The organism is Paenibacillus sp. 1A_MP2 (assembly GCF_052244825.1).
GTDB classification, from domain to species: Bacteria; Bacillota; Bacilli; order Paenibacillales; family Paenibacillaceae; genus Paenibacillus; species Paenibacillus vandeheii.
Genome location: NZ_JBQQCS010000003.1, coordinates 16137 through 41908, shown reverse-complemented (window position 1 = coordinate 41908; position 25772 = coordinate 16137). Strand labels below are relative to the sequence as shown.

Genomic DNA, 25772 nt, shown 5'->3' with positions numbered 1-25772 from the left:
AATACTATGAGTGGTGTTAACAAGGGAAGGATCTTTGCGTCAGTATTGTTTATTCTGTTTGGTTTGTTCTGCTTCTATACCTTTAAGGCTGCATTTTCTGTTGCTTTCTTACTGTTAGGCATTGCATCTATTGGTATTGGAGCATTTAATATGTATCGTATTTTCGCCGGTAAAAGGAGAAAAAGGGATCCCGTAGCAGCAAATCTTCAGATGATTTTGATCTGTAAATCCTAAATTTTATTGCTCGGAAGGTGAGAATATGGAGCATTTAGTTATAGGTATGAAAGCCTCAATTGCAGAGCTTGAGGCTTGGCAAGCAGCTAATAAAGATATTCCAGAAGTTGTTGAACGATCAATTCGAGAGTACAAAAATACTATGCGGAATGCCATTGATTCCATGCAAAAGGTTCCTTTTGAGTCTGGCGATCGTGTTGAGTTGGTATCGAGCAGCCATGAAGGTGGAGGCTATTTTAGCGGGGATTTTGGAACAGTTGAAGATGTAAGACCGTCAACACGGCCGAGTGGTTATGTAGAGTATGACGTCCTGGTATCTTGGGATACAAGTGCAGCAGATTGCTGGATGCCTGCTACAGATCTTTTGGGAACAGATCAAGTTTGATCAAACTATAAAACTATAAAAATTTGGAGGTTCAATTAAACTATGAAAAACGAAATGATGATGTCGGTGCCTGTAAGAGCAATGAATTCGGTAGTAGATACGTTCAAAAAGGTTGGAGAATTCGCAATTCCGATGTACAAGTTTAGCTTTGAGAAAAAACGGATGGTTAAGGCGAACTCCCTGCGAATGGATACGCTGCTTCAATTTGCTATGCTAGCCCTTTTCCTTTGGGTTATTGTTAAGAACTCTCCTGTCGCAAACGAAGCATTCAACTCGATTATGACCACGGCAAAAGGACAAATTACTAACCTGTTTAATTCGATGGGATCGTTCTAATGAAGCGATGGGGTAAACTACTGAACAAAAAGTATCGTGGAGTTATTTCCTCTGAAATTGCGATGACACCGTTGGCTGGGCTGGCTCTTGCTGTTGTCATGGTACTTTTTATATCCGTCATCTACTACGGTATTTCAGTATTGTTTTTCTCTAATGTGATGATTAAAGGCGCTCGCTATGCGAGCGTCAATCCGGATGTAGGAACAGTAAGAAATGCAATCTATCAATCAGTAACTAAAATACTTCCGGAATCTCAAAGGGGAATTACTCTTTTTAAGATGTCTGATATTGAACTGAATACAACTGATGGGGATTATGTTACGACAAAAGCCAAATATACAGTGATGCTTCCAGGCGTAAAACTTTATGAGAAGCTTGGAGGTAGTGCAACCACCTGGACTGTGCCTTTTGGGGTGAAATTCTCTTTTCTTAGGGAGTACTGACTATGATGTGGGCATTCATTATTGCATTGGCCCTGTGTGGAGCCTTGGACTACAAGTACAGAGAAATACCGCTGTGGAGTATCTTACTAGTAAATATATTGGGCATAGGGATGTGTGCACTGCATCATCCCTTTCTTTCTGCCCTGGCGGCAGTTACTGTCCTCATTTTCTGTTTGCGCGTGAGAATGGGTGCGGCGGATAAGTTGATTTTTCCGATCGTAGCCGGATGTTTTGGTTTAGGAGGAGTTTTGTTAGTAATGTTCACAGTAATCATTTCTTTGCTAATGGTACGCAAATCACGAGGAGCATCGATACCAGCAGTAGCAATACTCTCTTTGTTCGTCATTATCTCTGTAGGAGGAGGAATCATATGATTAATCTATTTTTTGGACAAAGTGTATACTTGTCGTTTATCAATGATAGTAATCAACTGACGTATAGTAGTCTTTCAGGTTTGATATCAGATTTACCTGATGAAATAGATGATCAAGATTATATTATTGATCTCAGTACTGAAGACTGGGATGTGCGTTATGCTGCTGATCTGACAGCAGTGAGAGGTGAAAATATTTGTAGCCCAAATGAATACGATGAGGAATGGACTAAGCTATTCTACGCTGCTTTAGGGAGAAGTGATTTATCCCAGGTGGAGACAGTAACAATGGGCTTACCTTTGTCATTGTGGAATAATCCTGGAGTCTTAGAAGGTCGTATTAAAGAATTGGCCGGTGTGACTCAATTAGACGGTAGGGAACAGCATGTGAATATAAAGAACCTAGTCACATATCCAGCCATTATTGCTGCGATCTATGATTGTTTCTTAACCATACAAGAGTCTGAGCTTAAACCTAAAAGTGGTATGCCTAAAAGGTACTTAGTCATGGTTTTATTTAAAAGATGTTGTGAGTGGGCATTAGTAGAAGGGCTGACCGTGATCGAGAAGGGGATCTTTTCTTTCGGGTTTAGCGATATATTACTGGACATCAGAGATTATTATTTCAGCAAAACGAATAAAAGCCTATCTATCTATGATACAGATGTCGCTTTTCATACCGGCAAATTAGAGATTAAAGAGGGGAAATATGAGTCTGTATCATCGCTAATTGAAGAAAGTACAGAAAGACTGAATTCTAAGGTTAAAGAAGCAATCAATCAATTAAAAAGTGAGCTGAACTTTGAAAAATCATACTTGTTAGGTGAAGTGACCTCTGAATTTATATCGGATGAATCAACTGAAATTGTTACATCTCCAGAGTATGCAATTGTCCGTGGTTTATATAAATTAAATTTGCTTATGGGACAGAGTAATTATGTCAGTCAATAATATGCTGAAGCAAAAGGTTAAGAAGCGCCTAATAATATCAGGATTAGGATCCATAGGAACAGTTGTTTTGGTAGTAGTAGGCGGATTTTTGCTCCTTATGATCTTGGCAGGAGGTATTGGCGCAGCAGTAAATAGTTTAGTCCCAGACTGGTTCAATAAAGGAATAGAGGCACCAGGTCTCTCAGAGATCGGTGTTAATGAAGTTCCAGCTCAATACATTCCAATATATCAGCGAGCAGCAGAGGCATACAATGTACCCTGGACGCTTTTAGCTGCAGTACATAGAGTAGAGACCGTATTTAGCACTGACAAACGTATGATTTCATCAGTTGGTGCAATCGGGCATATGCAATTTATGCCAAGAACCTGGATAGGCTGGTCTTATCCAGGAACAAGGCTGGGTGATGCAGACATACCTGATGATGTATTGACTGATCCAGCTCAGATTGCCCATTACGGTGGTTACGGTACAGATGCTAATGGAGATGGAAAAGCGGATCCGTGGGACATTGAGGATGCAATTTTTACTGCAGCTAAATATCTATCTGCGAATGGTGGCAGCCCATTTGATATGCAAAAAGCGCTTTATGCGTACAACAAAAGCAATGAGTACTACCTGGAGGTAACAGGTTTCGTTGATCTATATACAGACGGCGGTTACGAATTGGTTATGGGAGATGTGGAATCTCCGGGGTCAACTCATGTCGGTGTTGGTGGATCTTTGCCATATCAGGAGATCAGCAGGGAATGGATGGATGGGATTGGTTGGTCATTGGATGGAGCGAATAAGATTGGGTTAAATGCAGAGCTGAAGAAACAGGTAGAGGAGCGAGGAATTGGAATACCGCATGCCATGATTTATGTACTAGTTATGACAAAAGACCAACGTAACAATGAGAAATCAGCTCGAGAATTTGCAGCGGCACTAGCACCTAGAGATATGGAAGTTATCCAAGTAGAAAAAACGATAACTACAAAGAAAACCAATAAGGATGGAAAAACAAGTACCAGCGTAAAAAAAGAAAAATTATTGTTCATTCAGTCAATCAGAACCTATAAAGGCGTGTATCGTTATCAAGTTGGTTATCAAGAAAACGAGGAAACAAGCGACTCAGGTAACGGTGGATCAACAACAATTATTACGAAGAATCCGATTTTAGCGAAAACTGATCTTGAGGAAGACGATTCTATTGTTAAGGGAGCTCTAAAAACTGCTCATTTAACAGGAAAACAGGCTATGGAGGATTTTTACGTATTGGTGAAACTCGTAGATCCTACCTTTTCAGATTCTAATCTGCCTTTAGACCAAGAAATTATTATTGGTGAGAACGGTAGTTATGCTACCGGGCAGCTGCAGTGGGTTGTTCCAGGGTTTTATACACTATCCTCACTATTTGGATCAAGGACTGATCCTGTTACTGGAGCTAAAGGTGCAATGCATAATGGCATGGACATACCAGCTCCAATTGGGACTCCAGTTGTTGCTGCAGATAATGGTGTAGTTGAATCGGCCGTACAGAACCATGCTAAGGCCGGTAACTTTGTAGTTATTAATCATGGAAATGGGATGAAGACAAGATATCTTCATATGAACAAGTTGCTTGTGCGACAAGGACAGATGGTGAAACGGGGACAGGTCATCGGTCAGGTGGGAAATACGGGTAAGAGTACCGGTCCACATATGCATACAGAAGTGTTACTTAATGATACTGCTGTAGATCCGCTGCCTTATTACAGAACTCAGAAAGGTGGTCCAGCTGATGACTAAAGCATACTCATTGCGCATCGATCCGGAAATTGATTACGTAGAAAATGAACTAGCCTTGATACTAGACGCATTGGACAGCGATGAATCTGGCCTTTTGCAATCTGATCAATGGTTGAGAGAAGCAGCTCGTCGTCGAGTTTTGGCAGATCAGGAATCTAACATAATTAAAGCCGAAAATGAAATGTTGGTGCCGGCTCAAACTAAGCATGTCCAAACAGTACAATTGGATGGAATGGTGGAATTAGATGAGGAAGTCCCTATTGAGAACTCTTTAAAAACAGCTCTTTTGAAGATGGACAGTCAGGAAAGACTAAAATGGATCATGCAAGCAGCTGTGATGAGATTCGCAATTGAGGCTAATGCCTATACTTATTTCGTAGACCAATGGCAAACAAACTCGGTGCCGGAAGTTGCAGCTGCCGTTACCGTTGAAGTTAAGGAAGTGGAGAGCATAAAGGTTGATTCGGACATTGTTCCTGTAGAGGATGAGAAAATGGTCGAAGTAGCCGAAGATATGAAACCATTTGAAGAAGATGAGTTAACTCCTTATCGTCATGCCTTATCTGTAATGGTGGAGGAATTTTATGATTGAATGGTTGGTAGCAGCAGGGGCAGCCGGATTAGTAAGTTATGAACAAATTAGGCTTGTAAAAGAAAAAAACATTATCAAATGACCTATAGATACATTCGCATATTGCAGCACGAAGACAACATTTCAATTACCGAAAAGATAAAACATATGATAACAGTTTTTCATGAATTTCGTAGAACTTGGCCCGAACAACGTAAAAAGGGTAGAGAATGGTTTCGCTTCTTGATCCATAAGAATTCAGAGGGCCAAATATTCTTTTTCTTAGGTTTCCCGGAGGATCGTATTAACGGGATTAAAACAACACTAAAAAATACGTATCCCCTAATTGAAATGCATGATTTGCCGCATTCGGACTTGCCCTTTAATCAAGAGAAAAGAGATAAAAATGTTGAGAGTGGTTTTTTTGAGCTTCAAAAGAAGGGAGACTTGAGCGGACTAGCGTTAAAGGGTTTTACTGGAGGGGATGGCTTAGAAGACATTTTATTGTCAATGGAAGCTGAGCTCACCGAAGTTTGGTTGGATGTTTTATTCACACCAGAAAGACAGTATAAACTGAAACGAAGCATTATAGTCACATCCAAAAAACTAATGGAACAAAAGAAGAACCAAGTAAATGGTCCAAAACGCGATATGCTCAACTCACTTGACGATTTTGGCCGAGAATTCAAGCAGGCACTAATTAATTCAAATGTGCAGCCAAAACGTTCTCCAAAGAAGACGACTGAACGTAAAGTTACCACTAGCGATTATGACACTGATGAAATGGCACGAATAAATGCTATGAAAAAGCGGTATACGGGGAGGGAGACATCTTACAAGCTCGAGATACGCTTAATGGTTCAAGGGCAGTATGCGTCAGCCGTAGCACAAACCATAGCAGCCAATGTAAGAGCTCAATTTCAGTTAGATAACGGTTTGCAATTTGTAAAGAACCGGTCTATAGGCAAACAGATTATGGATAAGGTGCCATACAATCCAGGACATGCTTTCCTAGTTACCGGTGACGAGCTAAACAATTTGGTCAGACTTCCAGATGCTAAGCATCGAGTGATGGAATTAGTGCCACATTTAAAACGAGGCCAACGGTCACTTGAACTTAATGAGCTACGAGAAGGTGTATCAATTGGTAAACTGATCCACCCAATCTTAAAAGACCGTTTAGTACGAATAGCTCATGAACAGATGAAAAGACACTTTTTGCTTACAGGTAAAACCGGATGGGGAAATCATCAGCATTAATGGAGATGTTACAGTCCTTAATCGAAGAGTGGCAAAGTAATAAAAATGCACCCGGATTTACCTTTATTGACCCTGCTCGTGATACCGTAGCAACTATTCTAAACAGAATGCGACAAATGGAAGCTGAAGGGAAGAAAATAGATTGGAGTAAAGTCCATTACTTTGATTTAGGTGATCCTGATTATTCACTGGGTTTGAACCTGCTTTATTCAAAGCCAGGGGAAATGCCGGATGACATAGTAGAGCGTGCTCTAAACATGATTACTAGGACATACGGTGGTCTGAATGCACCACAAATGGAAAGGGTTATCCGGAATTGTCTAACGACACTTGTTCTAGATACAGAGCAGCATGTCATTCTTGGGATAATTCCGCTACTGAGAGATCAGCGCTTCCGTTCTCGGATATTAGCTCGCATTAGTGAGCCAACGATCCTAGAATTTTGGAAGTTTGAATTCCCACATTTAGAGGAAAAACTGGATCAAGTAATTAGCCCAATTCTAAATCGTCTGTCATCATTTTCAACGAATGTAATCATGAGGAGGCTTTTCGGCCAACCTGAATGGAACTTGAAAATTAGAGAGTGGATGGATGAAGGGCATATCGTGTTGTTCAGTGTGCGTGGGGTAAGGGAGCAAGTGTTAAGTCTAGCTGGTGAACATATAGTCAATCAGTATCATGCTGAGTTCCAGGGCAGGAATACAAGTGCTTTAGCACACTATTTTATTATCGATGAGGCACACCGTACACCATTTACAATTATAGAAAAAATGATAGCAGAGGATAGAAAGTTTGGATTGGCTTTAGGATTTTCGACTCAATTTCCTGAACAGCTGCCTACTACGCTATATAAGGCGTTTAAAGAAGTATCCGGTAACGTCATGACAACAACATTAGGTAGCGACTCGGCTGCCATTGTCTCAAAGGCTACTGCTGGGAAGTTCAATTCTCAATATCTGCAGGACTTACCAGAACGAGTAATTGCGGTATATACAGCAGTAAATAGGGCTGGTAAATCAGAACAAACAACTTTTACAGTAGAATGTCCTCCGCCGTTTCTATACCGACCAGATGGTTCAGGAAAGTGGGCAAACCATCAAGATCAGGAAGACATGAGAAAAGCCCTGGAATGGGGATTAGATCAGGGTAGAGAATTACAGGCCAGAGACTCGACCTTAGGAACGAAAGCGGATGAGATAATACACCAATATTTAAGACCAGGAACACCGCTACAAGTGAGTGCTAATAAAGAACCAAGTTCTGTGGTAGAGCCAGAGCAAGAAAAAATTATTGATCCAGAAAAAGACGAACTCTATGACCAAGCGGTACAACTTGTAAGCGAAGCTGGCCAGGCTTCAGTCTCATTGTTACAACGCCGGCTACGTGTAGGATATACCCGTGCTGCTCGCATCATGGATGCTATGGAAAGCAATAACGTGGTTGGCCCATATGAAGGTAGTCAGCCTAGGAAAGTACTAATTTCAGTGCACGAAGAACCGGAGAAGAAAAAGGGATATCTGGGTTTGTCCTTCTTTAATGAGGCAGAGAGTACGTCAGAAGAAACATTTGAAGAAAATATAACTAAAGAAGTAACAACGTTTGATTTGCTTTACGAGCAAGCTTATAAGTTTGTTACTGAGAGGGAAGTAGTTTCATTGGATATGATGATGCAGGAGTTGGATTTAGGCGAGCAGATTGCTCAAAGTCTAATGAATGCAATGGAACAACAAGAAATAGTTGGGCCTGATCAGAATGGTGAAAGAGAAGTATATGCTTTACCAGGTGTACCAGTTAGCAAGACAAATATAAGTAGATGGATGTAAAGAGAGGAGGCAACGTACTTGATTTTTGACTGGATGGAAAACGACTCACTTTTGCGAACAGATCAAGTGCTAAATGTCATATATGAACTGAGAATGTGTACTAAGCAGCAGTTGCTAACGGTAACAGGGCTCAAAAGTGCAAATTTAGATCAAATATTGAAAAATATCCGTAAGTTACCGATCGATCAAAAAGGTGATTGGCTGAATATGATTGGAATTGGAATCCCTAAGAGAAAAGGAGATTCAATATATGTTTACTCTCTAGGAAAAAAAGCTATTCAGCATGTTCAGGTAATGAGAGGTATGGAGGTTAGGAGTCGAGAAGCGCCTTCAGCCCAAATGGGTCATTTTATTGGAATCAATGCGATTTTAGAGAGAGCAATAAAACAATTTGGTAAGGAAAATGTAAAGTGGTATAGTGAGATTGAATTAGCCGATCTTCTATATCTACAGCTCCGTGAAAAGAGGGTCAGGAACCGCAAAGGCGTTCCATTATTAGACCAGATGGACAGATTATAATAGATGATAAATCATTCTTTATAGAATTCGATAATAATACAGAAGGCGCGAGACAACTGGAAAATAAATTTGCAAGATATATAGAGCTATATGAAACATTAGGTTTTGATTTCCCGATATTATGGGTGGCAAATACAGAAAAAAGAATAAACTATATTCATAGAAACTGGAGAGCAAGCATAGAAAACTTCTATGTCCATAAACAAAACCTACCTAAATGTCACTTCGCAGTAGCAGGAAAAGAATTCGAAAAAATTATACAACGAAAAGTACCTTTATCATTTTGATTATTAAAGCCAGGCTTAGAATCCTGGCTTTTTATTCTATTTACTTTAGGTTACTTAAACTATATACTTTAGGTAACTTAAAATAAAGGAGTTTTGCATATGATTTGCCTGAATTGTGGAAGCTCAAATGACACCACTGATTTTTTGTCCAACGGTGAGAAAGTGATTTTATGTGTGGATTGCCGGTATGATCTAGCCACTGGTAATCTGAAGTTACCAATCAAAACGATGGGACGGCCATCCCTCGGAATTACTAAAAAGGTCTCTCTAACTTTGCCGGAAAAAATGTGGGAACACCTGGATGCCAAAGCTAATGAGAATCGATCAGAATACCTCCGCTCTTTGGTGGATCGGGATTGGTCAAACGAATCTGAATGGAGCAACAACGCTTGCTTGGGATATGCTATCCTCGGTGCGAAGCGTTTGGGTTACAGTGAGGAACAAACTAAAACGCTCGTCAGAGCGATCTACGGGCAATTTGATCTTGTCGCGGTCGCGGAAGCACGGAAGGAGTATGAAGAATCAGATTACTAATTTCTGAACTGTAGCACAATATTATGCCATTATAACGGATAGATGAGAGAGGGCACTTCAATTTTGAAGTGGCCTTTTTTGTTATCTTGCTGGCCCAGATTGATTCGCCAGCGTGCCTTTAAGCACCTGGTACCGTCCGGAGGAGATCCGGAAGCAAAGCAACTGCAGGCGGATCCGGGAGACGACGCAGCCGGCTAGCCAAAAAGGATGCGCCAGCGTGCCGTTAAGCACCTGGTACCGTCCGGAGAAGATCCGGAAGCAAAGCAGCTGCAGCCGGATCCGGGAGGCGACGCAGCCGGCTGGCCAAAAAGGATGCGCCGGCGTGCCGTTAAGCACCTGGTACCGTCCGGAGAAGATCCGGAAGCAAAGCAGCTGCAGCTGGATCGGAAGTGCGCCGGCCGGCAACCGATTCGCCAGGCTGAAGTGATTGGCGCGCCGGTAATGCCCTGGAGCGGCGGCTGGAGTCCAGGAACAACTGCAGCTGGATCCGAAAGAGCTACGCTTGCTACTTGGTTAAAATTTTTAACATAAGGAGTTGAATGGACCAGTGATACATTCTGAAGGTAGATTCGTAGCGAAGCAGCTGCATCAGGACCCGAAAGGCCAGCCGGTTGGCCAAGATGGATGCCGGCGCGCAAATCGAGTCCTGGTAACATCTGAAGGAGCTGGATTTAGCTTGTGACTAATTGGATATGATACTAATTAAGAGCAAAAAAATAAAAAGTACACTAAATGATAAGGTGATTGCTATGACTAAAACCTTGGTTACTATCGGCTTTTCTAAAAAGTCATTAAAAAGATTTGTTGAACTATTGAAGTCACAAGAAGTACTTCACTTGATTGACACCAGACTTAATAACACATCTCAACTTTCTGGATTCGCAAAAAAAGATGACTTGATGTATATCATGAGCCTAGTTGGTATCAAATACAGTCATAATCTCCATCTTGCACCAGAACGGCAAATGCTTGAAGCATTCAAAAAGAAGAGGATAAGCTGGAATGAATATGAAAAACAATACGTTGAACTCTTAGAAAAGCGGCAGGTAGGAAACGGCATAGGTAAATTATTTTCTGATGGAGTACCATGCTTCCTTTGTAGTGAGGATAAGCCGCACCATTGTCATCGCAGATTACTTGTTGAATATTTGCAACAATTCCGAAATGATATAAAAATTGTGCATTTGATTTGATTTCTATTGAAGTAGCTATAATAGTATTGCTAGCCTTCTTACTCCATTAAATTTTAGTTACGAAGAAAACAAAATGACCCTGACGAGTGTCCAATTCAGAAGGGTCATTTTAGGATCGTGCTACTTATAGTTTTGTATAAAGAGTACTCAATGTGCGCCAACACATTTTTTAATTTTACTACAACTTTATTGTTAATGGAAGCCAGCATAACAATGATGATTCCAGAATAATAACGGAATTAATGAATAATATAGGTGTGTAAAGAATTTTATAATTCTTTACATTTTTAAAAGTAAAGAATATAATGGAGGTAAAGATAAATGGATAAAGAAAAATTAAGAAAGAAGGTAAACGCTATGAGTACAGCAGAAGTAATCTCTAAATTAAGTAGCAAAGCCCAAGTAACAATACCTATTGAAATACGTCGAGCGCTTTCGCTTAAAGAAGGAGACAAAGTTAAATTTGTCTTACGGGGTGATGGTGTCGTATATGTCGAGCCTCTTCATTATAGTTCTCCTGAGCAATTGTTTGGCATTTTCAATGTCCCAGGAGAAAATAATTTTGAATTAGATTTGACTGAAGCTCGGGCAGATCGCGCTTCTCAGATTTTGAATAGAGGGAGCGAAGAGGATTGAGTAAAACGGAAATTTGGATGGATACAAACATAATTATTTATGTACTTAGAGATAACGAACAATATAGCCCGCAAGCTCGGAAATTAGTTCAAGAGGCCAATGAGGGAAAATATACATTGAAGATTTCACCTTTAATTATTAGCGAGTGTGTATTTGTTCTTACTGGGAAATTCTTCGGAAGATCAAGAGTTGAAGTGGCCGATGTTTTAAGTTCATTTATAAATCTAAAAGGTATTGAATGTGAAGAGAAAGATGTTATCGAGGAATCATTAAGAAGGTTTCGAGAAAAGAAGATTGATTTTGTAGATGCGTACTTAGCAGCACACGCTAAGGCCGTTACTCCAGCTCATGTAGTTACAGTAAATGTTAAGGATTTTCTTGTCGAAGGGTTAAAGGCTGAGACACCGGATGAAATCTTAAAGAAGTAAACACCGTTAAATGATGAATAAAAATTGAATAATATCAATTTCCTAAAATACGAATAATAATTCGTATTTTTTTATTTACTTTTTCAGTTAAATATACTATATTGGAAATATAAAGTGTTTCAAAATGTGTATATGATATTTTTGGAACAATTGCGTAATTATAAAACGAAAGGAAGATTAACAATGAAGATACAGAAACAACTCTGTGAAGTTCGTAAGTTCGTGAACAGTTGGGAAGGTGTTACTGAAAAAAGCTATATAAAATATCAAAGTACATTTGAAATCTTAGATAAATCAGAAAAGGCTATTCAGGTCCGGGTGACTAAGGTCTCATCATCATTAAGGTATCAATTTTATCCCTGGGAACAAAAACCGGATCAAGCTTATGTATGGACTAACCCTTTGACAGAAACGAAAGATATTTGGATACCGCTCAGTATTATTACAGGGGATCCTTATCAAGAGGATTTTACTGTGCAGGACTGGATAGTTAAGAAAAAAGAAAATCAGATATTGTTTAATCTAGTGCCTTATAGAGAACGAGGATACCTACACGCAAACCACTACAAAGTGTACCCACTCGAGCAATTTGAAGAGATAACTGCAAAAGCCAATGCTGAAGCCAAGGCAAAAAAATCTGATACATAATTCATTCTTTGTTAAGGAACAGCTTTAGTGACACGCAGGAGGAACATTTTTGTGAAAATGAGTATTCGGAAAAGCATGCTTTTCGAAATACTATAAATCATCCTGTATTCTTGTTTCAAAATGTCCTAAAATACATTTGTAAACATTCCATTTCATCAATGGGACTTTTGAAACAAAATAGGGAGGAATAGAATTATGTTAATGGGATATGGTCGCGTATCTGCTAAAGATCAGAATCCAGAAAGACAGCTTGTAAAATTTAGAGAAATAGGTGTTGAAGAGAGATTCATTTTTGTCGATAAACAAAGTGGTAAAGATTTCAAGAGAGCTCGTTACCAGGCTATGAGAGATATGATTCGAGAAGGCGATTTAATATATTTGGATGCTCTCGATCGTCTGGGCGAGATTACGATGGAATTATAAGTGAGTGGAAATACATTACAAGGACTTTGAAGGCTGATTTGGTCTGTCTTGATAACGAAACTCTATTTGATAGTCGCAAGTTCAAAAGCATGGGTGATTTTGGAAAAGTAATGGAAGATCAATTTTTGAGTTTATTGGCGTATGTTGCAGAGCAAGAACGTAAAAAAAATAGGCAACGTCAAGCTGAAGGTATAGAAATTGCTCGAAGTGAGGGAGTGACATTTGGACGTCCTAAACACCAGATCGATGACCAATTTATAAAAGTATATCGCGCTTGGAAAGATGGACAAATAACGGCCACGGCGGCTATGAAATCAATAGGGATGACTCGAACTACATTTTACCGCAGAGTCAATGAGTATGAACGAGAAATATCTGGTGGAGCGTAGGGAGTCGGTCGGAGTAAAAAATTAATTCATTAAAGGTGGTGGTGAAATGAGAGGGAGTAAAAAATCAGTTATTGGTTACTCTGTTCTTGTAGCAGTCTTTTTAATATCGTTTGTAATGCTGGTTATTTCTTATCAGCACCTGAATGAGATTTACGAGAACCAGGCAAAATTCGAAATAAACTATTAAGGTAGAGGGAGGATATTTTTCTATGAATGAAGAGCAAGTAAGAAGTGAATTCATGAAAGACCCGAAACAGTCTTTTGCCATAGCTTTCCGATTAGTTCAGGAAGCTGCTGCTGAAACAAATGCAGAAGAACGTATTTTTGTTATTCAAAAAGTGGCCAGAGAGTTTGGAGTTGATGTGAGTGATTGCACATTTGACGAACATGCATGATTTAGAGAAGGATCATGCGAATAAAATCCAACGACTACTCCTATTAAATTCAGAAGATATTGCAAGTACAAAGCTCAATAGTTTAATTAAAGCTGTTCGAAGCAGTGAATTAACTGTTAGCGATATTCTTCGTTACACAACTATCACTGAAAAACAATTAAACACTTTATTAGAAAATGATAAAGCATAACTGAAAGACTAAATATGCTCCGAGGAGAAGGTAAAATGGAACTGTTGAAATTATGGAAAGAAAAGAGAGAATTACGGGAAGTAAAGAGAGAATCGAAAAAGCTTTTAGAAAAAGAATATTCGCATTCTATAATTGCTTCTGTCAGATGGTCAAATATGCTTTATAAGAAGAAAAAGGTGGAAGTACTCGAAGCAAATTCAAGTGAAGAACTCAATGAAAAGTGGAAGAATTTTACAACCCAATTCATAATGGAAGCGGTAGACTCGGATCACTGTGGTCACTTGATGCTAAGGATATTTCTGTGAGTAATGAAAAGTATTATTTAATGGTCAGTTATACAGACTTCTCTCTCCGTGATGAATTTAGTAGAGAGGAGTATGAATCTGCTATTGCTGAATATGATCGAATTCAAGCTAGAGTAGAGGAGCTGAAATTAAGAATTCTTCAACGTGATCTTCATAAATTGATAGCTAAAGCTGTTATTAAAGATGTTAAATGTCCCTGCTGCGGCGAGACAACATCCACAGGATCTGAAGTGAATGATCCAGAAGACGATACCCGAGGAATTGTAACTTGCGAGGTGCATGGTTGCGAATTTTACATCATTGAATACTCGGACGGCACGACAATGCTAGAACCTAGAATAGGTAGTGGTCGAGTCGATCAGCTGGACTTGAGTAGTAATTTTAAGGAGGCTGCTCTCCGTGAATGAACAACGGTTACCTGAAGAGTTCGAACATTTTGAAGATAAGCAAAAGGTTAAGTTAAAGGAAACGGGTGAGACTGTGACAGTAAATGAATGGTCTATTACGAAATTCCCTGGAAATATCCAACAGTATACTTACACTATAATAGAGTACCCTGGAACGTTCTTTTATCATAGAGAGCTTGAGAAAATTTAGTTTGGCCTCATTAATAGTATGGTCTGGAAGCGGCCGCGAGAATTTTTGTGGGGAGTTGAAGAGAAGATATGAAAATTACGAAAAACATTGGGAAAGTTATTCTTCTTATCGGCGTACCTGTATTAATATCAGTATTAATAGTGGGATCTTGGTACTTAATAGTGAGAATCCCGAATGACATAATGCTAGACAACTTGCAAATGGAGAATATGGTAGACAGATGATTTATAAGAACCATAGCATTGGAGGATCCGGAGGTGCGGTGGAGTCGATGAGCTGAAATAGAAGAGGAGAGGAAAGTGGCCAATGAAAGCAAGTATTGAATTAAATGAATGTCCTAAAGCTCTAAAAACAGCAGTTCATTCGTTCGGCATGTGGAGGAAGTACTTATGGAAAATCTAGTTCAAGTATTAAAGAACCTTGTTGAATCTAATCCTGTTACTGATATTTATTGGACTTTCATTTGGATTCTCTTAATCATACTATTTCTAGTGGTAGCGGGTAATGCTAGGCGATAGATTCGCGCAGCGTGTACACAACACCAGGATTCAAGGATCTTACTGCAGCTGTGGAGTCGATCAGCTGGACATGACTTAGATCGCTAGTAGTACTCGGATTAAAATGACATAAAGAAGAGAGGGCCGGGTTAAAGTTGCGTAAAAAAAGAGATGTCATCAAACATATCCAATCCAACTGGGAAGTTTACTTATTTTCAATCATTTTCATTCTTTTTGCTCCTGTTTCGCTAATAGTAGTTATCATCTATATTGGGTTACCCAGTATTTCAAGCATTTTTATATGGTCGCCGTTATATATTGTGTGCATATGGATTTATTACCGTGTAATGAAAATCTTTTTAGTATCAATTAAAGAAGAGTTGAAGTAAGTCTCCTTGAGGATATGAGAGGACGCGGTGGAGTCGATCAGCTGGACATGAGCAAGGAGGAGAAGGGATAAATTATGAAAGACAGACTTTCTAGAGTAGGGGTGCTCGCTGTAGTATTCGTGTCTTTATTTGTTTTGTTTAGTGTCGTTCTATACTTGTATCAAGTAGTATTGCCGAATTTTTTGTTTGAAGAGTGGTCTCAAAGGGTTGAGGATCTGGAAGTGCGGTAGTGTTATAGCTGGACTAAAAAAATGGAAGGGAAGGGTTATGAAATGAATGAATTTTTAAAAAGAGGACGGAAATATAATCCTGAATTGTTGATACATAGCTTGGTCGAAGAGGGAAAAGCCAGTGTTATTAATATGGAATCATCTAAAATAACGACAAGAGGTCAAGGTTTGGGAGATGATGGGGATAAGAAACAAGGTATTGGATACGAAGAAAATCTTAAACCGGCGAAAATATACGTGGGTGATGCAAGAGAAGGAACATTTGAACAATTGATTCGGCCAATGTTAAAGGGCCATTCAGTTCATCCGCAGTTACATAGAGAAGGCTGAGGAACTCTAGGTAAATGGTGTCTCTGTATAACAAGCCACAAAAATACTAACGGTGGGTGAAGCAAAAAATATTAGAATGTGCGAAATCACCACGAAATAAAAAATTGAGAGGAATATGCAGCGGTTTACAGGGTATGAGCGTAATAAAAAGAGTACTGTTGCTTCAAAAGGAAAGGAGATATACATATGATGCGTAAAACTCTCTTGACTCTCGTAACTCTTTTTACTATTCTTTTTTATCTAATTATTTGGCGTGGAATACTGATTAATCCTGAATTAGTTCATGGTGTAGTAGAACTCGGTTCTTTTATTTTCATTTTCATGACGATTTTTTTGGCTGGTGCGCCTTTGGTTGTGTTTAGAAGTATGTATAAATACATAAACCGAATTTGTGTTTAAGAGGGACCTATAGAAGGAAGCTGAGGAGGAACGACATGGGTAAATCGGAAAAGAGCATATACTGTCATCCAGGAACCTACAATTTTAAGTGGCCGTACGTCCCTGGGAATGCAATAAGTGATGGCCAGGGTGAAGTATCAGTATATTATTGTGATGTCGAACTTCGGGTGGGAGATGAACAAGACACATGTGAGGGAAAGCTGGTTACTATTGTAGTTACCTCATACGAGCCTCCAGGAGTGCAAAATTGGTTTGAGATTATTGCAACAAAGATTAGAATCTCATTTTTTGATTCAATTTTTTTAGAAACACATTGGGGCAATCCTATGGTTCCTGAAGATAAAATTCGTTGGATTGAGCGTCATTTATTTTCTGGGGAAACAGGAGATAGTACACTTGATTCGGTAATGGAAGTAAGCATGGATTGGAATCCGAAGAAGCACATTTATATGTCAGCAATTCGAAAAAATTATAAACACGAAGTATAAGCAAGGAAACAGCTCATTCACTTGAGCTGTTTCTTTTCGTTAATTATTATGTTTGTTATACACTGTTATAAACTTATCCCAAAATCTATCTTCCACTTCATGAGTAACTTCGCCATCTTTGGTATTGAAAGTAACCAATCGTTTCGCTTTATCCAATTTTGCAATATTTGAGACATTCGCTATAGTCTCCTCTGTAATTCGTACCAATTGAGGGTGCTGCTCAGCCATGCTTTCCATATAAGCTTCATTGTCCTTAATTGTAGGAACAAGATAATATTCTTTCCCGTCCTTCATCTCAGCGACTACCATTTCACCTAAAGTCTTGAGTTCTTTTAAGTCTGACTCAAACAACTCTATGAAATCATCTTCAGTCAATGGAGCATCTGGCCGTTTCATCGGGTTTCGTTTCAGAGAAATCCCTAAGAATCCATTCTCTGCTTTTAATTTTCTTCTCAAAGCATCGAGTAATCGTTTTTCTTCCTGTTTATCCATGATGAAACCTCCCTTGCTGCATTTGAACAACATCCTAATCATACTCACTGAAGGACATACAAGGCAATGGAGAGTTCCAAATGTAAACACCTCCTTGGGCCGGTTAAGTCCTTGCAGCGCTACCCAAAGAGATAGAAGAGCAGCTGCTGCATACCGATCCGGAAGGTGTAGAGAAGTGGCACATGGTCAGGATAATAGAATGGTAACCTTTAGCCAAATGGATGTAAAAAAATCGTTATTTTATATGATACAATTAGAAAAAATAGAAAGGAAAAAGCTATGAATAAAAGTAAACATATGGGAATGGTACGCAACTTGGATTCACTCGGCCGTATTGTTCTACCAATTGAGCTTAGACGTACACTTGACGTGAAGACTGGTGACGCTCTCGATTATTTTTATGAAGATTCAGATGAGAAAATTATTTTGCGAAAATATAAAAGAATGGAATGTATATTCTGTGAATCGGAAAGTGACTTGGCTTTCTTTAAAAATTATTTTATTTGTGCCTCATGTTTAAAAGAAGCTTCGGGCAATAGCTCGGAACCAGGAAAAAATAAATCTCAAAAGTTAGTATTCTCCGATCAAGCTGTCATGGCGAAATTTTTACAAGGTGCGGTAGGTAAGAATGTCCGAAGCAAAGATATGCTACAGAGGCTGAATAATGTTATGGAGGAGTATCCAGATGCTACACAAAAAGTGTGGGCGGAGTTATTAGGTGTGTCGCAGGGACGTGTCAGTCAGTTAGTACAAAAGCTCAAGACCAAGAAATCTCCCGGAAATTTAAAATAATTAGGGTAATGGAGGGAAGAACATGAACAATCATGGCACGGGTTATTAATTCAATATCATTATTGAACAATTCAGGATCTGCCGAGTTCATTCGGCAGTTTTTTTACTAAACAGTTTGATTGATCTAATACATAACAGAATAAGACTGAGGCACATAAAAATAACCCAGTCGACAAGACTGGGCACAAATAGGGATTATGGGAGAGGTACAATAAGTGTCGTCTTAAAATTGCATTCATATACACTTACATTGCAATCTATAGTAATCCGTAGGAATACATTGGCTGCAGAGGATGGTGAGGTATGGAGAGTTCTTTCAATTAAGTTGGCTTTTTCTATTTACAAGCAAATGAGAAAGTCGAATGCCAAGGACTCCCCAAAATATATATGAAATAACGCCAATAAGGATACTGAAAGTATACAGCGTAGAAAATTCAGCCATTAAAAAGAAAATCAAAGAGCATGATAGGGTAAGGCTTAGAAGTATTAGCGTTTTAATTTTTCGTAATTTTAAAAAACTTGCCTGTTTACTCTTAAAAATCAACGGAAATAATCCAATAAGAAAACCAATTAAACAGAGAGGGAGCATAGGTTTCGACAAGCTGATAATCATGCTATCTGGAAAAGTTTCTTTCAAAAAAATTTGAGATCTAATGGAGAAGTGAATAGCTGCCAAGATAATAGCGATATATAAAACAAAACCACCCGTTTTGAAAACATATTTTACCAAGAATTTACACATCCTTTCCAATTTCTTATTGACTAAATATACCATATTTTGTTATTCTTTCAAAGAACGAATTAGAAAAGGAGCTAATATGATGAAAAAATATTTCAGCAAAGCAACAAAGGTATTAACAACCGCAGCCCTGATGTCTTCTATTGCAGTTGGAAGTGCATTTGCAGCTGCTCCTCAGACGGACAACCCAAAGAATGCACCAATCATTTCTGTTGAAGAACTGAATAATGTACCTATCAATAAAAAATTGAAAAAAGTATACACTGCGGATCAGATCCCAACTGTAGCTGAAGTCAATGAAGCACTGCAAAATATGAATATATCAAGTGACAACCCTCATCAAATTATTGATTTAGGGAACGGCTTTACGGTTGAAGCTGGTGGATTCAACACAGCAACTCCATCAGCATCAGACAAGATCGAAGCACAAGTAATCCAGAACCAAACTGCCTCAGGATATTTCAGAGTAAATGCAGCATTTAATATTTTATTATACGATATATCTGTTTCGGCATCATATACTTATGATGATAAGACTAATGAAATAAAATCCGTACAAAATCCTATAAGCGCTAACGCTGAAGGTGGTATTGGATGGGTAGGGGAAATTACTCAAAAGACTGCTTACAAAATTGATAACAAAGCATGGGACCTCATTGCCGACGCAAAGTACAGCTATGTTAAGCTGATCGGCAATTATACTGGACATATTGAAGTTAGATTTACTGGAACGGGTAACTGGTATATGAAAAACACCTGGATTGGTGACGTTCATTATTAAAATTCCCGTCTCTGCAGCTATAGACCTGGAATTATTTAAAAATATCCCATTGAGACAACTCGAAGTCTCTATGGGATATTTTTATGTACCAGGATGTAGATAAATCCATCAATTAATAAAGAACAGTAGCCGGTTGGCCAGAGATCGATGCGACCGGCGTGTGGGTGACGTCCAGGTAGCAGCTGCAGAGGGATCCGGAAGAGGAGCAGCCGGTTGGCCAGAGATCGATGCGAGTGTCAGTGCCTGAGACATCCAGGTAGCAGCTACAGAGGATCCGGAAGAGGAGCAGCTCGGTTGGCCAGAGATCGATGCGAACGTTGTGTGTGCGGCATCCAGGTAGCAGCTGCAGAAGGATCCGGAAGCAGTAGCCGGTTGGCCAGAGATCGATGCGATCGGCGTGCCGGTGACGTTCTGGTAGCAGCTGCAGAGGGATCCGGAAGAGAGCAGCAGCCGGTTGGCCAGAGATCGATGCGATCGGCGTGCCGGTGACGTCCTGGTAGCAGCTGCAGAGAGATCCGGAAGAGAGCAGTAGCCGGTTGGCCAGAATTGATGCGATCGGCGTGCCGGTGACGTCCTGGTAGACGCTGCAGACGGATCCGGAAGGAGCGAAGCAGCCGGTTGGCCAGAGATCGATGTGATCAGCGTACCGGTGGCGCGTCCTGGTAGCAGCTGCAGAGAGATCCGGAAGAGAGCAGTAGCCGGTTGGCCAGAGATCGATGCGATCGGCGTGCCGGTGACGTCCTGGTAGCAGCTGCAGAGAGATCCGGAAGAGCAGTAGCCGGTTGGCCAGAGATCGATGCGATCGGCGTGCCGGTGACGTCCTGGTAGCAGCTGCAGAGGGATCCGGAAGAGAGAAGCAGCCGGTTGGCCAGAGATCGATGCGATCGGCGTGCCGGTGACGTCCTGGTAGCAGCTGCAGAGAGATCCGGAAGAGCAGTAGCCGGTTGGCCAGAGATCGATGCGATCGGCGTGCCGGTGACGTCCTGGTAGCAGCTGCAGAGGGATCCGGAAGAGCAGCAGCCGGTTGGCCAGAGATCGATGCGACCGGCGTGCCGGTGACGTCCTGGTAGCAGCTGCAGAGGGATCCGGAAGAGCAGCAGCCGTTTGGCCAGAGATCGATGCGATCGGCGTGCCGGTGACGTCCTGGTAGCAGCTGCAGAGAGATCCGGAAGAGCAGTAGCCGGTTGGCCAGAGATCGATGCGATCGGCGTGCCGGTGACGTCCTGGTAGCAGCTGCAGAGGGATCCGGAAGAGAGCAGCAGCTGGTTGGCCAGAATCGATGCGACCGGCGTGCCGGTGACGTCCTGGTAGCAGCTGCAGAGGGATCCGGAAGAGCAGCAGCCGGTTGGCCAGAGATCGATGCGATCGGCGTGCCGGTGACGTCCTGGTAGCAGCTGCAGAGAGATCCGAAGAGCAGCAGCCGGTTGGCCAGAGATCGATGCGAACGTTGTGCCTGCGGCATCCTGGTACCCTACCTGAAAGATGAGAGTACATGCCAAGCTTTTCTGACCATTTCCCCGTACTATTTTTTACGCATAGAGTAGGATCTTGCTAAATCATTTATGCTCAATTCTTAATACACGATAACAAAAAATCGCTTATCTTCTTTAGTCAGCAAGTAACAGCCATTCGAATTCGCTAAGATAGTCTATCATTAGTTCACGTCCATTATTGAAGTACATATCTAAAGGTCTTGAAGAATTTCGAATTGTTTCAGCTGTATTATCAAGATAAGAAGAGAACGATCTTAAAGCGTTAGTAACATCGGGATGCTCTTCTAAATACAAATACCAGAGATAATCGTACCAAATGGGAAGAAGTTCTTTTCTAAAGGTACGGTTGTTTACACAAAAGTGAGTAGGGTTATGTCCCTGCAGGGTCCCACCAGGCAATGGGTCGAATCTATTTATAGGGATACGGTTACCAAATCGCAATGAAGAAAAATACCAATCATCTATGGCCTTATACTCGTTAAAGAGTGTTAATTTGGCTGTAGCCGACGAAAAAAAGGGACTGCCGTATACACTGCATTCAACAGATCCATATCTCTGCATCTAATACCTCCAGATCTCTAGTAAGTGATCAATCTATTATAACTGACACATCTAGTTTTCTCAGTTCACGGATGATAAATTACTCTCCAAAATTTTTTGATTATAAAAGGGATAATAAGTTTAGAGTGGAATTTACAAAGTTATAAGAAGTAAGGGATAAAAAAATCGAGAATAAATTACTTATTTTTGAAAATAACCTTAAATGTGATTGATATTTTTGATTTTTGCGGTTATAATCAAAAAGTAATTTATCAATAAGGGGCGCTCTTTCTTGAAAGAAACTAACAACTCAAGTAACAACCACATTGAAAGTAGAGGAGGAGCACGGAAAGGAGCGGGTAGGCCAAAAAAATACAGTGAATCGACAATTAAAGTTTCACTATCAATTTATTTAACAGAAGAAGACTGGGAAACTTATGAGAATGAAGCAAAGATCCGGAAGGCCAGCGGTGAGAAAGACGTTCAATTGTCATCTGTAATAAATGATGTACTGCAAAAGAATGCTGAGATACTAAGACAGCGCCATAATAAAAAAACCGTAACTGACAGTTAACGGATGAAGGGAGGTATTATATGACTCCTGGAAAAATTGAGAGAATGAGTCGGCTATTTGAAAAAAACAGAGAAGAATTAAACTTAATGGCAGCTAACAACGAGTTGACATCAGAAGTTATGCTACGCAAGTCACGTAGGATAGATAGGATACACAATGTTATAGAGGTCTTAAAGAGGAAAACCGACTGCTCGAACAGTCGGTTGAGGAAACGTGTATTTGAGCCCACGAATCCTCTCCATCATAACATAAATAAGGAGAGATTAATATGGATATTATGGATAGTACATTTCAAATTTGGGGTGCTATAATTTTCTTGAGTAGTATATCTGCTTTTATCTGGTGTTATGTTGATTGCGTAAAGGAAGAAAAAGAAAGAACAAAACCGATCGACGATGTTCAATGGATTCCAAACTATGAATTACCTCAAATAAAAGAAGAAGTGAGATGTTCGTTTATTTATCCATCAGTGCAATAATTCCAAGAGCCCTTCAAAGGGCTCTTATTTGTATCACTCTAAACTATTGACCATCGGTATAATTATCCATAGGATTACTATATACAGGCCCATGATCTACAAATTATGGATTTTTTTGATCTGGAGGTGTGATATTGGAGAGCGCTACAATTACAGCTTTACTAGTTGAGCATATAGAGAAAAAAAATCAAGTTCTATCTCACTTCGCTGCAGCTGCGGGAATCAATTCCGGTACTTTACATAAAATTCTTCATGGACTGCAGCCCATCTCAGTAAAGATTCTAGACCAGATCACACATGCTCTGGGATTAGAAGAAGGTTACTTTTACATTGAATATGCGAATGACTTAATTGGTTCAGCTCCGAATTGGAGAAGGATAAGACCGTTTATTTATAGATGTGTAGATTTGGACCAATTTGCATGTTTAAAAAGGGTCGTAGGATTACTTATGGAGAATGTAAGCTATTCAAATAGTTTATTTGGGATAGCTGAAGAATTACATCAACAAAAGAAAAAGCAAGCTGCTTATATTATATTTAGTGCCGTTGCAGAAAGTGAAAAATACCAGCATGCTGAACGTTTAGCACTGTGCCAGTATAGAATCTTTATCAATTCACTGGGAATTGATCAGGAAAAAAATTATGAGTATGCAACACTATTTGAACCATATTTGTATAGGTTACATGAATCAGAGCAACTAGATGCTTTAAAAGATTTGGCGAATCTCTATTACTCTCTTCGCCGTTGGGATCGGGCAATGGTATTAGCTACTCAGATGCTTGAAGTTGCCAAGAATATGTACTACTACAAACATAAGAAGAATAAAAGAAGCAAAAAGAGGACTTACCCTTCAAAGCCACTTTTTGGATACATGTTGTATGCCTACTTACTTTTAGGTGGTATTCATGAAGAAAAAAGGGACTACAAGACTGCTCTGGAGTACCTGGCGTTGTATGAAAATCAGGAGTGGGTTGTGGAAAATGATGATGAAGCTAATAGAACCAAAGAACAGTTCCGGGAATGGGCTAAAGCGAATAAATACTTGTATCGATTAATGTCAGGTGATACGTCTATACTGGACGAGTATGTAGATTACATCTCAAATAATGAAAATGAAGTTCTAAGAGCTTTATTTAAAATCGTTGAAGCTGCCAGGTTTTATACGCTCAACATAGATCATGTATTAGAGAGATTTCGTCCTTATATTATGGGCCATCTACAGAAAGGAGGTACCTTCGGATCTTATAGTGAACAGATTGCCAGCGAAGGATTTGCAAACTTTTTGGCAGATGTTGGTGCATACTATATAGATAACCATCTTATAGAGGCTGGGATAATTTATATTCTGGAGAGTTTGGCAATTGCGGCTAAAATTAAAAATGATGCTTGTGTTGTTAGGTGTGTAAGCACAGTCGAAAAAATGCGTCATAAAATGGGAGCCCAAGAATTGCGGAAATATTCTACTATCATGATGGAGGTCTATGAAGAAAATGAAAAAGAGAAAATTGGTGTCTATAGTCATACTTAGTCTAGTAATTTTAATTCTACCGATTGGAAATGTGTACGCAGATGGTAATAAGGCCGAGCCCGTACCTATGGTCACTACACTGACACATGGCGCGGGTGGATGGTAATTCATATGAAAGAGCAACCGAAAAACGGTTGCTCTTTTTTGTCTTTTCTTCAGTAAATCAATGGGTTCCGGGAAGAGAGGGATGCGGCTAAAAGACCAGAGACATGTAGCCGTAGGTATAACAGGCAAGTAAGCTCCGAAGAAAAGGAAAAGGTAAATATATTTGTAAAACGTTAATCAGAATAAGATTTTTACATAATTAGATAAAATATTACAGGAGGGGTGACAGAATTGTTCGAAAAAAATTCCCAGTATACGTTGTTGGAGAAAGAAAGGGATAGGCTATATGAATTAGCTGATATGTTTGGGATGAATCATCCAAAGGTCCTAAAACAGTCTCAGATTCTTGATATATATGTTAATGATTACTATAAAAACATCAAAGTAGACAATAAGTCATGAGCTTAAATACCTAAAAAACCCAAAACAATTCTTTACAAATATGAGAAATGGCCATATAATCAATTTATTGAAAATAACCGCTAAAATCAAAGTGGGGTGTAGGACATTAAAACCTTAAGTAAGGAAAAAAATACATATCATCCAAGCAGGGCCCATAAAGAGTTAATTAATGAGACGATTGCAGATATGTATAGCGACGATGAGTTATTGTGTGCTTTCTGTATGCAGAATCATCCAGAAAGTCAGTTTAGTAGTAAGGTACTGGAAGCTGATATTTGCAAAGAATGTGAGGCAGAGTACTACGTAACCCGTGTAGAACAGATTAAAATCCAACCTAGTAGGGCAATAGAATATGTAAAGGATTGGTTTGGTCTAAAATCAGTTCAAATTTTAGAAGTGGGGTCTCAATACCTTTTGCTTAGTGCAATAGAGTATGGAGAAGTGAAAGCCCAGTATAATTACCGTATCCATTTAAACCCGGATCAGTTTGGCAGCTATGCTATTGAGCGGTTGTCAAAAGAAGATCAAAATAATGATTGGACTTGGTGTGATTGTATACCAAGAGAAGCAATTATCTCCTCGATAGCAAATTGATCAAGAACGTTTTTCCTTTCATAAAGGGAAGACGTTTTTTTGTTTTCAAAACTATTTGCAACAAATATGAATAATAATTCGTCTAAATATAGCTTGTTTTCATAATAAATGATACTATATTGCATGTATAGTAGTCTATTTGGGGTGCATATATGGAAAATGCACCTATAATCGCACTTATATGCGATTAATAAAGCGTAATGAAGTGCTTTTATGAAAATTTCATCGGAAA

The 25772-nt window shown here is 39.6% G+C and carries 39 protein-coding genes and 2 pseudogenes; 38 read left to right on the top strand and 3 right to left on the bottom strand.

Features of this window, described 5'->3' with window-relative positions; all coding sequences use genetic code 11:
* Nucleotides 1–6: 6 nt before the first annotated feature.
* The 27 genes and pseudogenes from ACTWJ7_RS34540 to ACTWJ7_RS34410 all read left to right on the top strand — a co-directional run bounded on the left by ACTWJ7_RS34540 (nucleotide 7) and on the right by ACTWJ7_RS34410 (nucleotide 17021).
* A complete protein-coding gene (locus tag ACTWJ7_RS34540) occupies nucleotides 7–234 on the top strand; it encodes a hypothetical protein (RefSeq protein WP_443146505.1) in 228 nt (75 codons plus the stop codon).
* A 25-nt stretch (nucleotides 235–259) separates the two neighbouring features.
* The gene (locus tag ACTWJ7_RS34535; RefSeq protein ID WP_443146504.1) at nucleotides 260–619 is read left to right on the top strand and encodes a hypothetical protein; all 360 of its coding nucleotides are present in this window, start codon (nucleotides 260–262) and stop codon (nucleotides 617–619) included.
* Between the two features lie 42 nt (nucleotides 620–661).
* Entirely contained in the window at nucleotides 662–955 is a 294-nt protein-coding gene (locus ACTWJ7_RS34530) for a hypothetical protein (RefSeq protein WP_443146503.1), read from the top strand.
* Nucleotides 955–1398 (top strand): hypothetical protein, encoded by a 444-nt coding sequence (locus ACTWJ7_RS34525; RefSeq protein WP_443146502.1) that lies wholly within the window; start codon nucleotides 955–957, stop codon nucleotides 1396–1398. The genes ACTWJ7_RS34530 and ACTWJ7_RS34525 overlap by 1 nt, the downstream gene beginning before the upstream one ends.
* Nucleotides 1399–1400: 2 nt before the next feature.
* The gene (locus tag ACTWJ7_RS34520; protein WP_443146501.1) at nucleotides 1401–1772 is read left to right on the top strand and encodes a hypothetical protein; all 372 of its coding nucleotides are present in this window, start codon (nucleotides 1401–1403) and stop codon (nucleotides 1770–1772) included.
* Nucleotides 1769–2722, top strand: a complete 954-nt coding sequence (locus ACTWJ7_RS34515) for a hypothetical protein (RefSeq protein WP_443146500.1) — start codon at nucleotides 1769–1771, stop codon at nucleotides 2720–2722. The genes ACTWJ7_RS34520 and ACTWJ7_RS34515 overlap by 4 nt, the downstream gene beginning before the upstream one ends.
* Nucleotides 2709–4490 carry a peptidoglycan DD-metalloendopeptidase family protein gene (locus ACTWJ7_RS34510; RefSeq protein ID WP_443146499.1) on the top strand — a complete coding sequence of 594 codons (1782 nt, stop codon included), beginning with the start codon at nucleotides 2709–2711 and terminating at the stop codon, nucleotides 4488–4490. Before ACTWJ7_RS34515 ends, ACTWJ7_RS34510 begins: the two co-directional genes overlap by 14 nt.
* Nucleotides 4483–5082: a hypothetical protein gene (locus ACTWJ7_RS34505; protein ID WP_443146498.1), complete on the top strand. Its 600-nt coding sequence runs from the start codon at nucleotides 4483–4485 to the stop codon at nucleotides 5080–5082. Before ACTWJ7_RS34510 ends, ACTWJ7_RS34505 begins: the two co-directional genes overlap by 8 nt.
* A gap of 102 nt (nucleotides 5083–5184) precedes the next feature.
* The gene (locus ACTWJ7_RS34500) at nucleotides 5185–6321 is read left to right on the top strand and encodes a hypothetical protein (protein WP_443146497.1); all 1137 of its coding nucleotides are present in this window, start codon (nucleotides 5185–5187) and stop codon (nucleotides 6319–6321) included.
* A 1292-nt stretch (nucleotides 6322–7613) separates the two neighbouring features.
* Nucleotides 7614–7814, top strand: a pseudogene (locus ACTWJ7_RS34495) (DNA translocase FtsK); the annotation flags it as partial.
* Complete coding sequence (locus tag ACTWJ7_RS34490) at nucleotides 7806–8144, top strand: DNA translocase FtsK (protein WP_443146530.1); 339 nt, start codon at nucleotides 7806–7808, stop codon at nucleotides 8142–8144. The pseudogene ACTWJ7_RS34495 and the gene ACTWJ7_RS34490, both read left to right, overlap by 9 nt.
* Before the next feature lie 18 nt (nucleotides 8145–8162).
* The gene (locus ACTWJ7_RS34485) at nucleotides 8163–8663 is read left to right on the top strand and encodes a hypothetical protein (RefSeq protein ID WP_443146496.1); all 501 of its coding nucleotides are present in this window, start codon (nucleotides 8163–8165) and stop codon (nucleotides 8661–8663) included.
* Nucleotides 8636–8950 (top strand): replication-relaxation family protein, encoded by a 315-nt coding sequence (locus ACTWJ7_RS34480; protein ID WP_443146529.1) that lies wholly within the window; start codon nucleotides 8636–8638, stop codon nucleotides 8948–8950. The genes ACTWJ7_RS34485 and ACTWJ7_RS34480 overlap by 28 nt, the downstream gene beginning before the upstream one ends.
* 99 nt (nucleotides 8951–9049) lie before the next feature.
* Nucleotides 9050–9484, top strand: coding sequence for a hypothetical protein (locus ACTWJ7_RS34475; RefSeq protein WP_443146495.1), 435 nt, complete (start codon nucleotides 9050–9052; stop codon nucleotides 9482–9484).
* Nucleotides 9485–9796: 312 nt separating this feature from the next.
* The gene (locus tag ACTWJ7_RS34470; RefSeq protein ID WP_443146494.1) at nucleotides 9797–10015 is read left to right on the top strand and encodes a hypothetical protein; all 219 of its coding nucleotides are present in this window, start codon (nucleotides 9797–9799) and stop codon (nucleotides 10013–10015) included.
* A 218-nt stretch (nucleotides 10016–10233) separates the two neighbouring features.
* Complete coding sequence (locus tag ACTWJ7_RS34465; RefSeq protein ID WP_443146493.1) at nucleotides 10234–10677, top strand: DUF488 domain-containing protein; 444 nt, start codon at nucleotides 10234–10236, stop codon at nucleotides 10675–10677.
* Between the two features lie 321 nt (nucleotides 10678–10998).
* The gene (locus ACTWJ7_RS34460) at nucleotides 10999–11313 is read left to right on the top strand and encodes an AbrB/MazE/SpoVT family DNA-binding domain-containing protein (RefSeq protein WP_443146492.1); all 315 of its coding nucleotides are present in this window, start codon (nucleotides 10999–11001) and stop codon (nucleotides 11311–11313) included.
* A complete protein-coding gene (locus ACTWJ7_RS34455) occupies nucleotides 11310–11741 on the top strand; it encodes a PIN domain-containing protein (RefSeq protein ID WP_443146491.1) in 432 nt (143 codons plus the stop codon). The genes ACTWJ7_RS34460 and ACTWJ7_RS34455 overlap by 4 nt, the downstream gene beginning before the upstream one ends.
* A 183-nt stretch (nucleotides 11742–11924) precedes the next feature.
* Complete coding sequence (locus tag ACTWJ7_RS34450; RefSeq protein WP_443146490.1) at nucleotides 11925–12389, top strand: hypothetical protein; 465 nt, start codon at nucleotides 11925–11927, stop codon at nucleotides 12387–12389.
* Between the two features lie 195 nt (nucleotides 12390–12584).
* Nucleotides 12585–13201, top strand: a pseudogene (locus ACTWJ7_RS34445) (recombinase family protein).
* 209 nt (nucleotides 13202–13410) lie between these two features.
* Nucleotides 13411–13596 carry a hypothetical protein gene (locus ACTWJ7_RS34440; RefSeq protein WP_443146489.1) on the top strand — a complete coding sequence of 62 codons (186 nt, stop codon included), beginning with the start codon at nucleotides 13411–13413 and terminating at the stop codon, nucleotides 13594–13596.
* Nucleotides 13568–13786 (top strand): hypothetical protein, encoded by a 219-nt coding sequence (locus ACTWJ7_RS34435; RefSeq protein WP_443146488.1) that lies wholly within the window; start codon nucleotides 13568–13570, stop codon nucleotides 13784–13786. The genes ACTWJ7_RS34440 and ACTWJ7_RS34435 overlap by 29 nt, the downstream gene beginning before the upstream one ends.
* 35 nt (nucleotides 13787–13821) lie before the next feature.
* Nucleotides 13822–14091: a hypothetical protein gene (locus tag ACTWJ7_RS34430; protein ID WP_443146487.1), complete on the top strand. Its 270-nt coding sequence runs from the start codon at nucleotides 13822–13824 to the stop codon at nucleotides 14089–14091.
* Nucleotides 14088–14498 carry a hypothetical protein gene (locus tag ACTWJ7_RS34425; RefSeq protein WP_443146486.1) on the top strand — a complete coding sequence of 137 codons (411 nt, stop codon included), beginning with the start codon at nucleotides 14088–14090 and terminating at the stop codon, nucleotides 14496–14498. Before ACTWJ7_RS34430 ends, ACTWJ7_RS34425 begins: the two co-directional genes overlap by 4 nt.
* Nucleotides 14491–14688 (top strand): hypothetical protein, encoded by a 198-nt coding sequence (locus tag ACTWJ7_RS34420; protein ID WP_443146485.1) that lies wholly within the window; start codon nucleotides 14491–14493, stop codon nucleotides 14686–14688. Before ACTWJ7_RS34425 ends, ACTWJ7_RS34420 begins: the two co-directional genes overlap by 8 nt.
* A gap of 1158 nt (nucleotides 14689–15846) precedes the next feature.
* Nucleotides 15847–16134, top strand: a complete 288-nt coding sequence (locus ACTWJ7_RS34415; protein ID WP_443146484.1) for a hypothetical protein — start codon at nucleotides 15847–15849, stop codon at nucleotides 16132–16134.
* Nucleotides 16135–16568: 434 nt separating this feature from the next.
* On the top strand, nucleotides 16569–17021 hold the full coding sequence (locus ACTWJ7_RS34410) for a hypothetical protein (RefSeq protein WP_443146483.1): 453 nt from the start codon (nucleotides 16569–16571) through the stop codon (nucleotides 17019–17021).
* Nucleotides 17022–17060: 39 nt separating this feature from the next.
* On the opposite strand, the gene ACTWJ7_RS34405 is transcribed toward ACTWJ7_RS34410, so the two are convergent.
* A complete protein-coding gene (locus ACTWJ7_RS34405) occupies nucleotides 17061–17513 on the bottom strand; it encodes a hypothetical protein (protein ID WP_443146482.1) in 453 nt (150 codons plus the stop codon).
* 279 nt (nucleotides 17514–17792) lie between these two features.
* Here ACTWJ7_RS34405 and ACTWJ7_RS34400 point away from each other — a divergent pair, with 279 nt between their 5' ends.
* Nucleotides 17793–18305, top strand: coding sequence for an AbrB/MazE/SpoVT family DNA-binding domain-containing protein (locus ACTWJ7_RS34400; RefSeq protein WP_443146481.1), 513 nt, complete (start codon nucleotides 17793–17795; stop codon nucleotides 18303–18305).
* Nucleotides 18306–18621: 316 nt separating this feature from the next.
* On the opposite strand, the gene ACTWJ7_RS34395 is transcribed toward ACTWJ7_RS34400, so the two are convergent.
* A complete protein-coding gene (locus ACTWJ7_RS34395) occupies nucleotides 18622–19035 on the bottom strand; it encodes a hypothetical protein (protein WP_443146480.1) in 414 nt (137 codons plus the stop codon).
* 88 nt (nucleotides 19036–19123) lie between these two features.
* Here ACTWJ7_RS34395 and ACTWJ7_RS34390 point away from each other — a divergent pair, with 88 nt between their 5' ends.
* The 5 genes from ACTWJ7_RS34390 to ACTWJ7_RS34370 all read left to right on the top strand — a co-directional run bounded on the left by ACTWJ7_RS34390 (nucleotide 19124) and on the right by ACTWJ7_RS34370 (nucleotide 21055).
* Complete coding sequence (locus ACTWJ7_RS34390) at nucleotides 19124–19825, top strand: hypothetical protein (RefSeq protein ID WP_443146479.1); 702 nt, start codon at nucleotides 19124–19126, stop codon at nucleotides 19823–19825.
* Nucleotides 19826–20119: 294 nt separating this feature from the next.
* Nucleotides 20120–20314 (top strand): hypothetical protein, encoded by a 195-nt coding sequence (locus tag ACTWJ7_RS34385; protein ID WP_443146478.1) that lies wholly within the window; start codon nucleotides 20120–20122, stop codon nucleotides 20312–20314.
* A gap of 213 nt (nucleotides 20315–20527) precedes the next feature.
* Nucleotides 20528–20653 carry a hypothetical protein gene (locus ACTWJ7_RS34380; RefSeq protein ID WP_443146477.1) on the top strand — a complete coding sequence of 42 codons (126 nt, stop codon included), beginning with the start codon at nucleotides 20528–20530 and terminating at the stop codon, nucleotides 20651–20653.
* 36 nt (nucleotides 20654–20689) lie between these two features.
* On the top strand, nucleotides 20690–20815 hold the full coding sequence (locus ACTWJ7_RS34375; protein ID WP_443146477.1) for a hypothetical protein: 126 nt from the start codon (nucleotides 20690–20692) through the stop codon (nucleotides 20813–20815).
* 114 nt (nucleotides 20816–20929) lie between these two features.
* Entirely contained in the window at nucleotides 20930–21055 is a 126-nt protein-coding gene (locus ACTWJ7_RS34370; RefSeq protein WP_443146477.1) for a hypothetical protein, read from the top strand.
* 377 nt (nucleotides 21056–21432) lie between these two features.
* On the opposite strand, the gene ACTWJ7_RS34365 is transcribed toward ACTWJ7_RS34370, so the two are convergent.
* Nucleotides 21433–21879, bottom strand: coding sequence for a hypothetical protein (locus ACTWJ7_RS34365; RefSeq protein WP_443146476.1), 447 nt, complete (start codon nucleotides 21877–21879; stop codon nucleotides 21433–21435).
* 271 nt (nucleotides 21880–22150) lie between these two features.
* Between ACTWJ7_RS34365 and ACTWJ7_RS34360 the strand changes: the two genes are divergently transcribed.
* From ACTWJ7_RS34360 to ACTWJ7_RS34340, 5 genes are all read left to right on the top strand, one after another.
* A complete protein-coding gene (locus ACTWJ7_RS34360) occupies nucleotides 22151–22432 on the top strand; it encodes a hypothetical protein (protein WP_443146475.1) in 282 nt (93 codons plus the stop codon).
* A gap of 268 nt (nucleotides 22433–22700) precedes the next feature.
* Nucleotides 22701–22910 (top strand): hypothetical protein, encoded by a 210-nt coding sequence (locus ACTWJ7_RS34355; protein WP_443146474.1) that lies wholly within the window; start codon nucleotides 22701–22703, stop codon nucleotides 22908–22910.
* 128 nt (nucleotides 22911–23038) lie between these two features.
* The gene (locus tag ACTWJ7_RS34350) at nucleotides 23039–24439 is read left to right on the top strand and encodes a helix-turn-helix domain-containing protein (protein ID WP_443146473.1); all 1401 of its coding nucleotides are present in this window, start codon (nucleotides 23039–23041) and stop codon (nucleotides 24437–24439) included.
* 327 nt (nucleotides 24440–24766) lie between these two features.
* Nucleotides 24767–24946 (top strand): aspartyl-phosphate phosphatase Spo0E family protein, encoded by a 180-nt coding sequence (locus tag ACTWJ7_RS34345; protein ID WP_443146472.1) that lies wholly within the window; start codon nucleotides 24767–24769, stop codon nucleotides 24944–24946.
* A 186-nt stretch (nucleotides 24947–25132) separates the two neighbouring features.
* A complete protein-coding gene (locus tag ACTWJ7_RS34340; RefSeq protein ID WP_443146471.1) occupies nucleotides 25133–25540 on the top strand; it encodes a hypothetical protein in 408 nt (135 codons plus the stop codon).
* Nucleotides 25541–25772 lie beyond the last annotated feature (232 nt).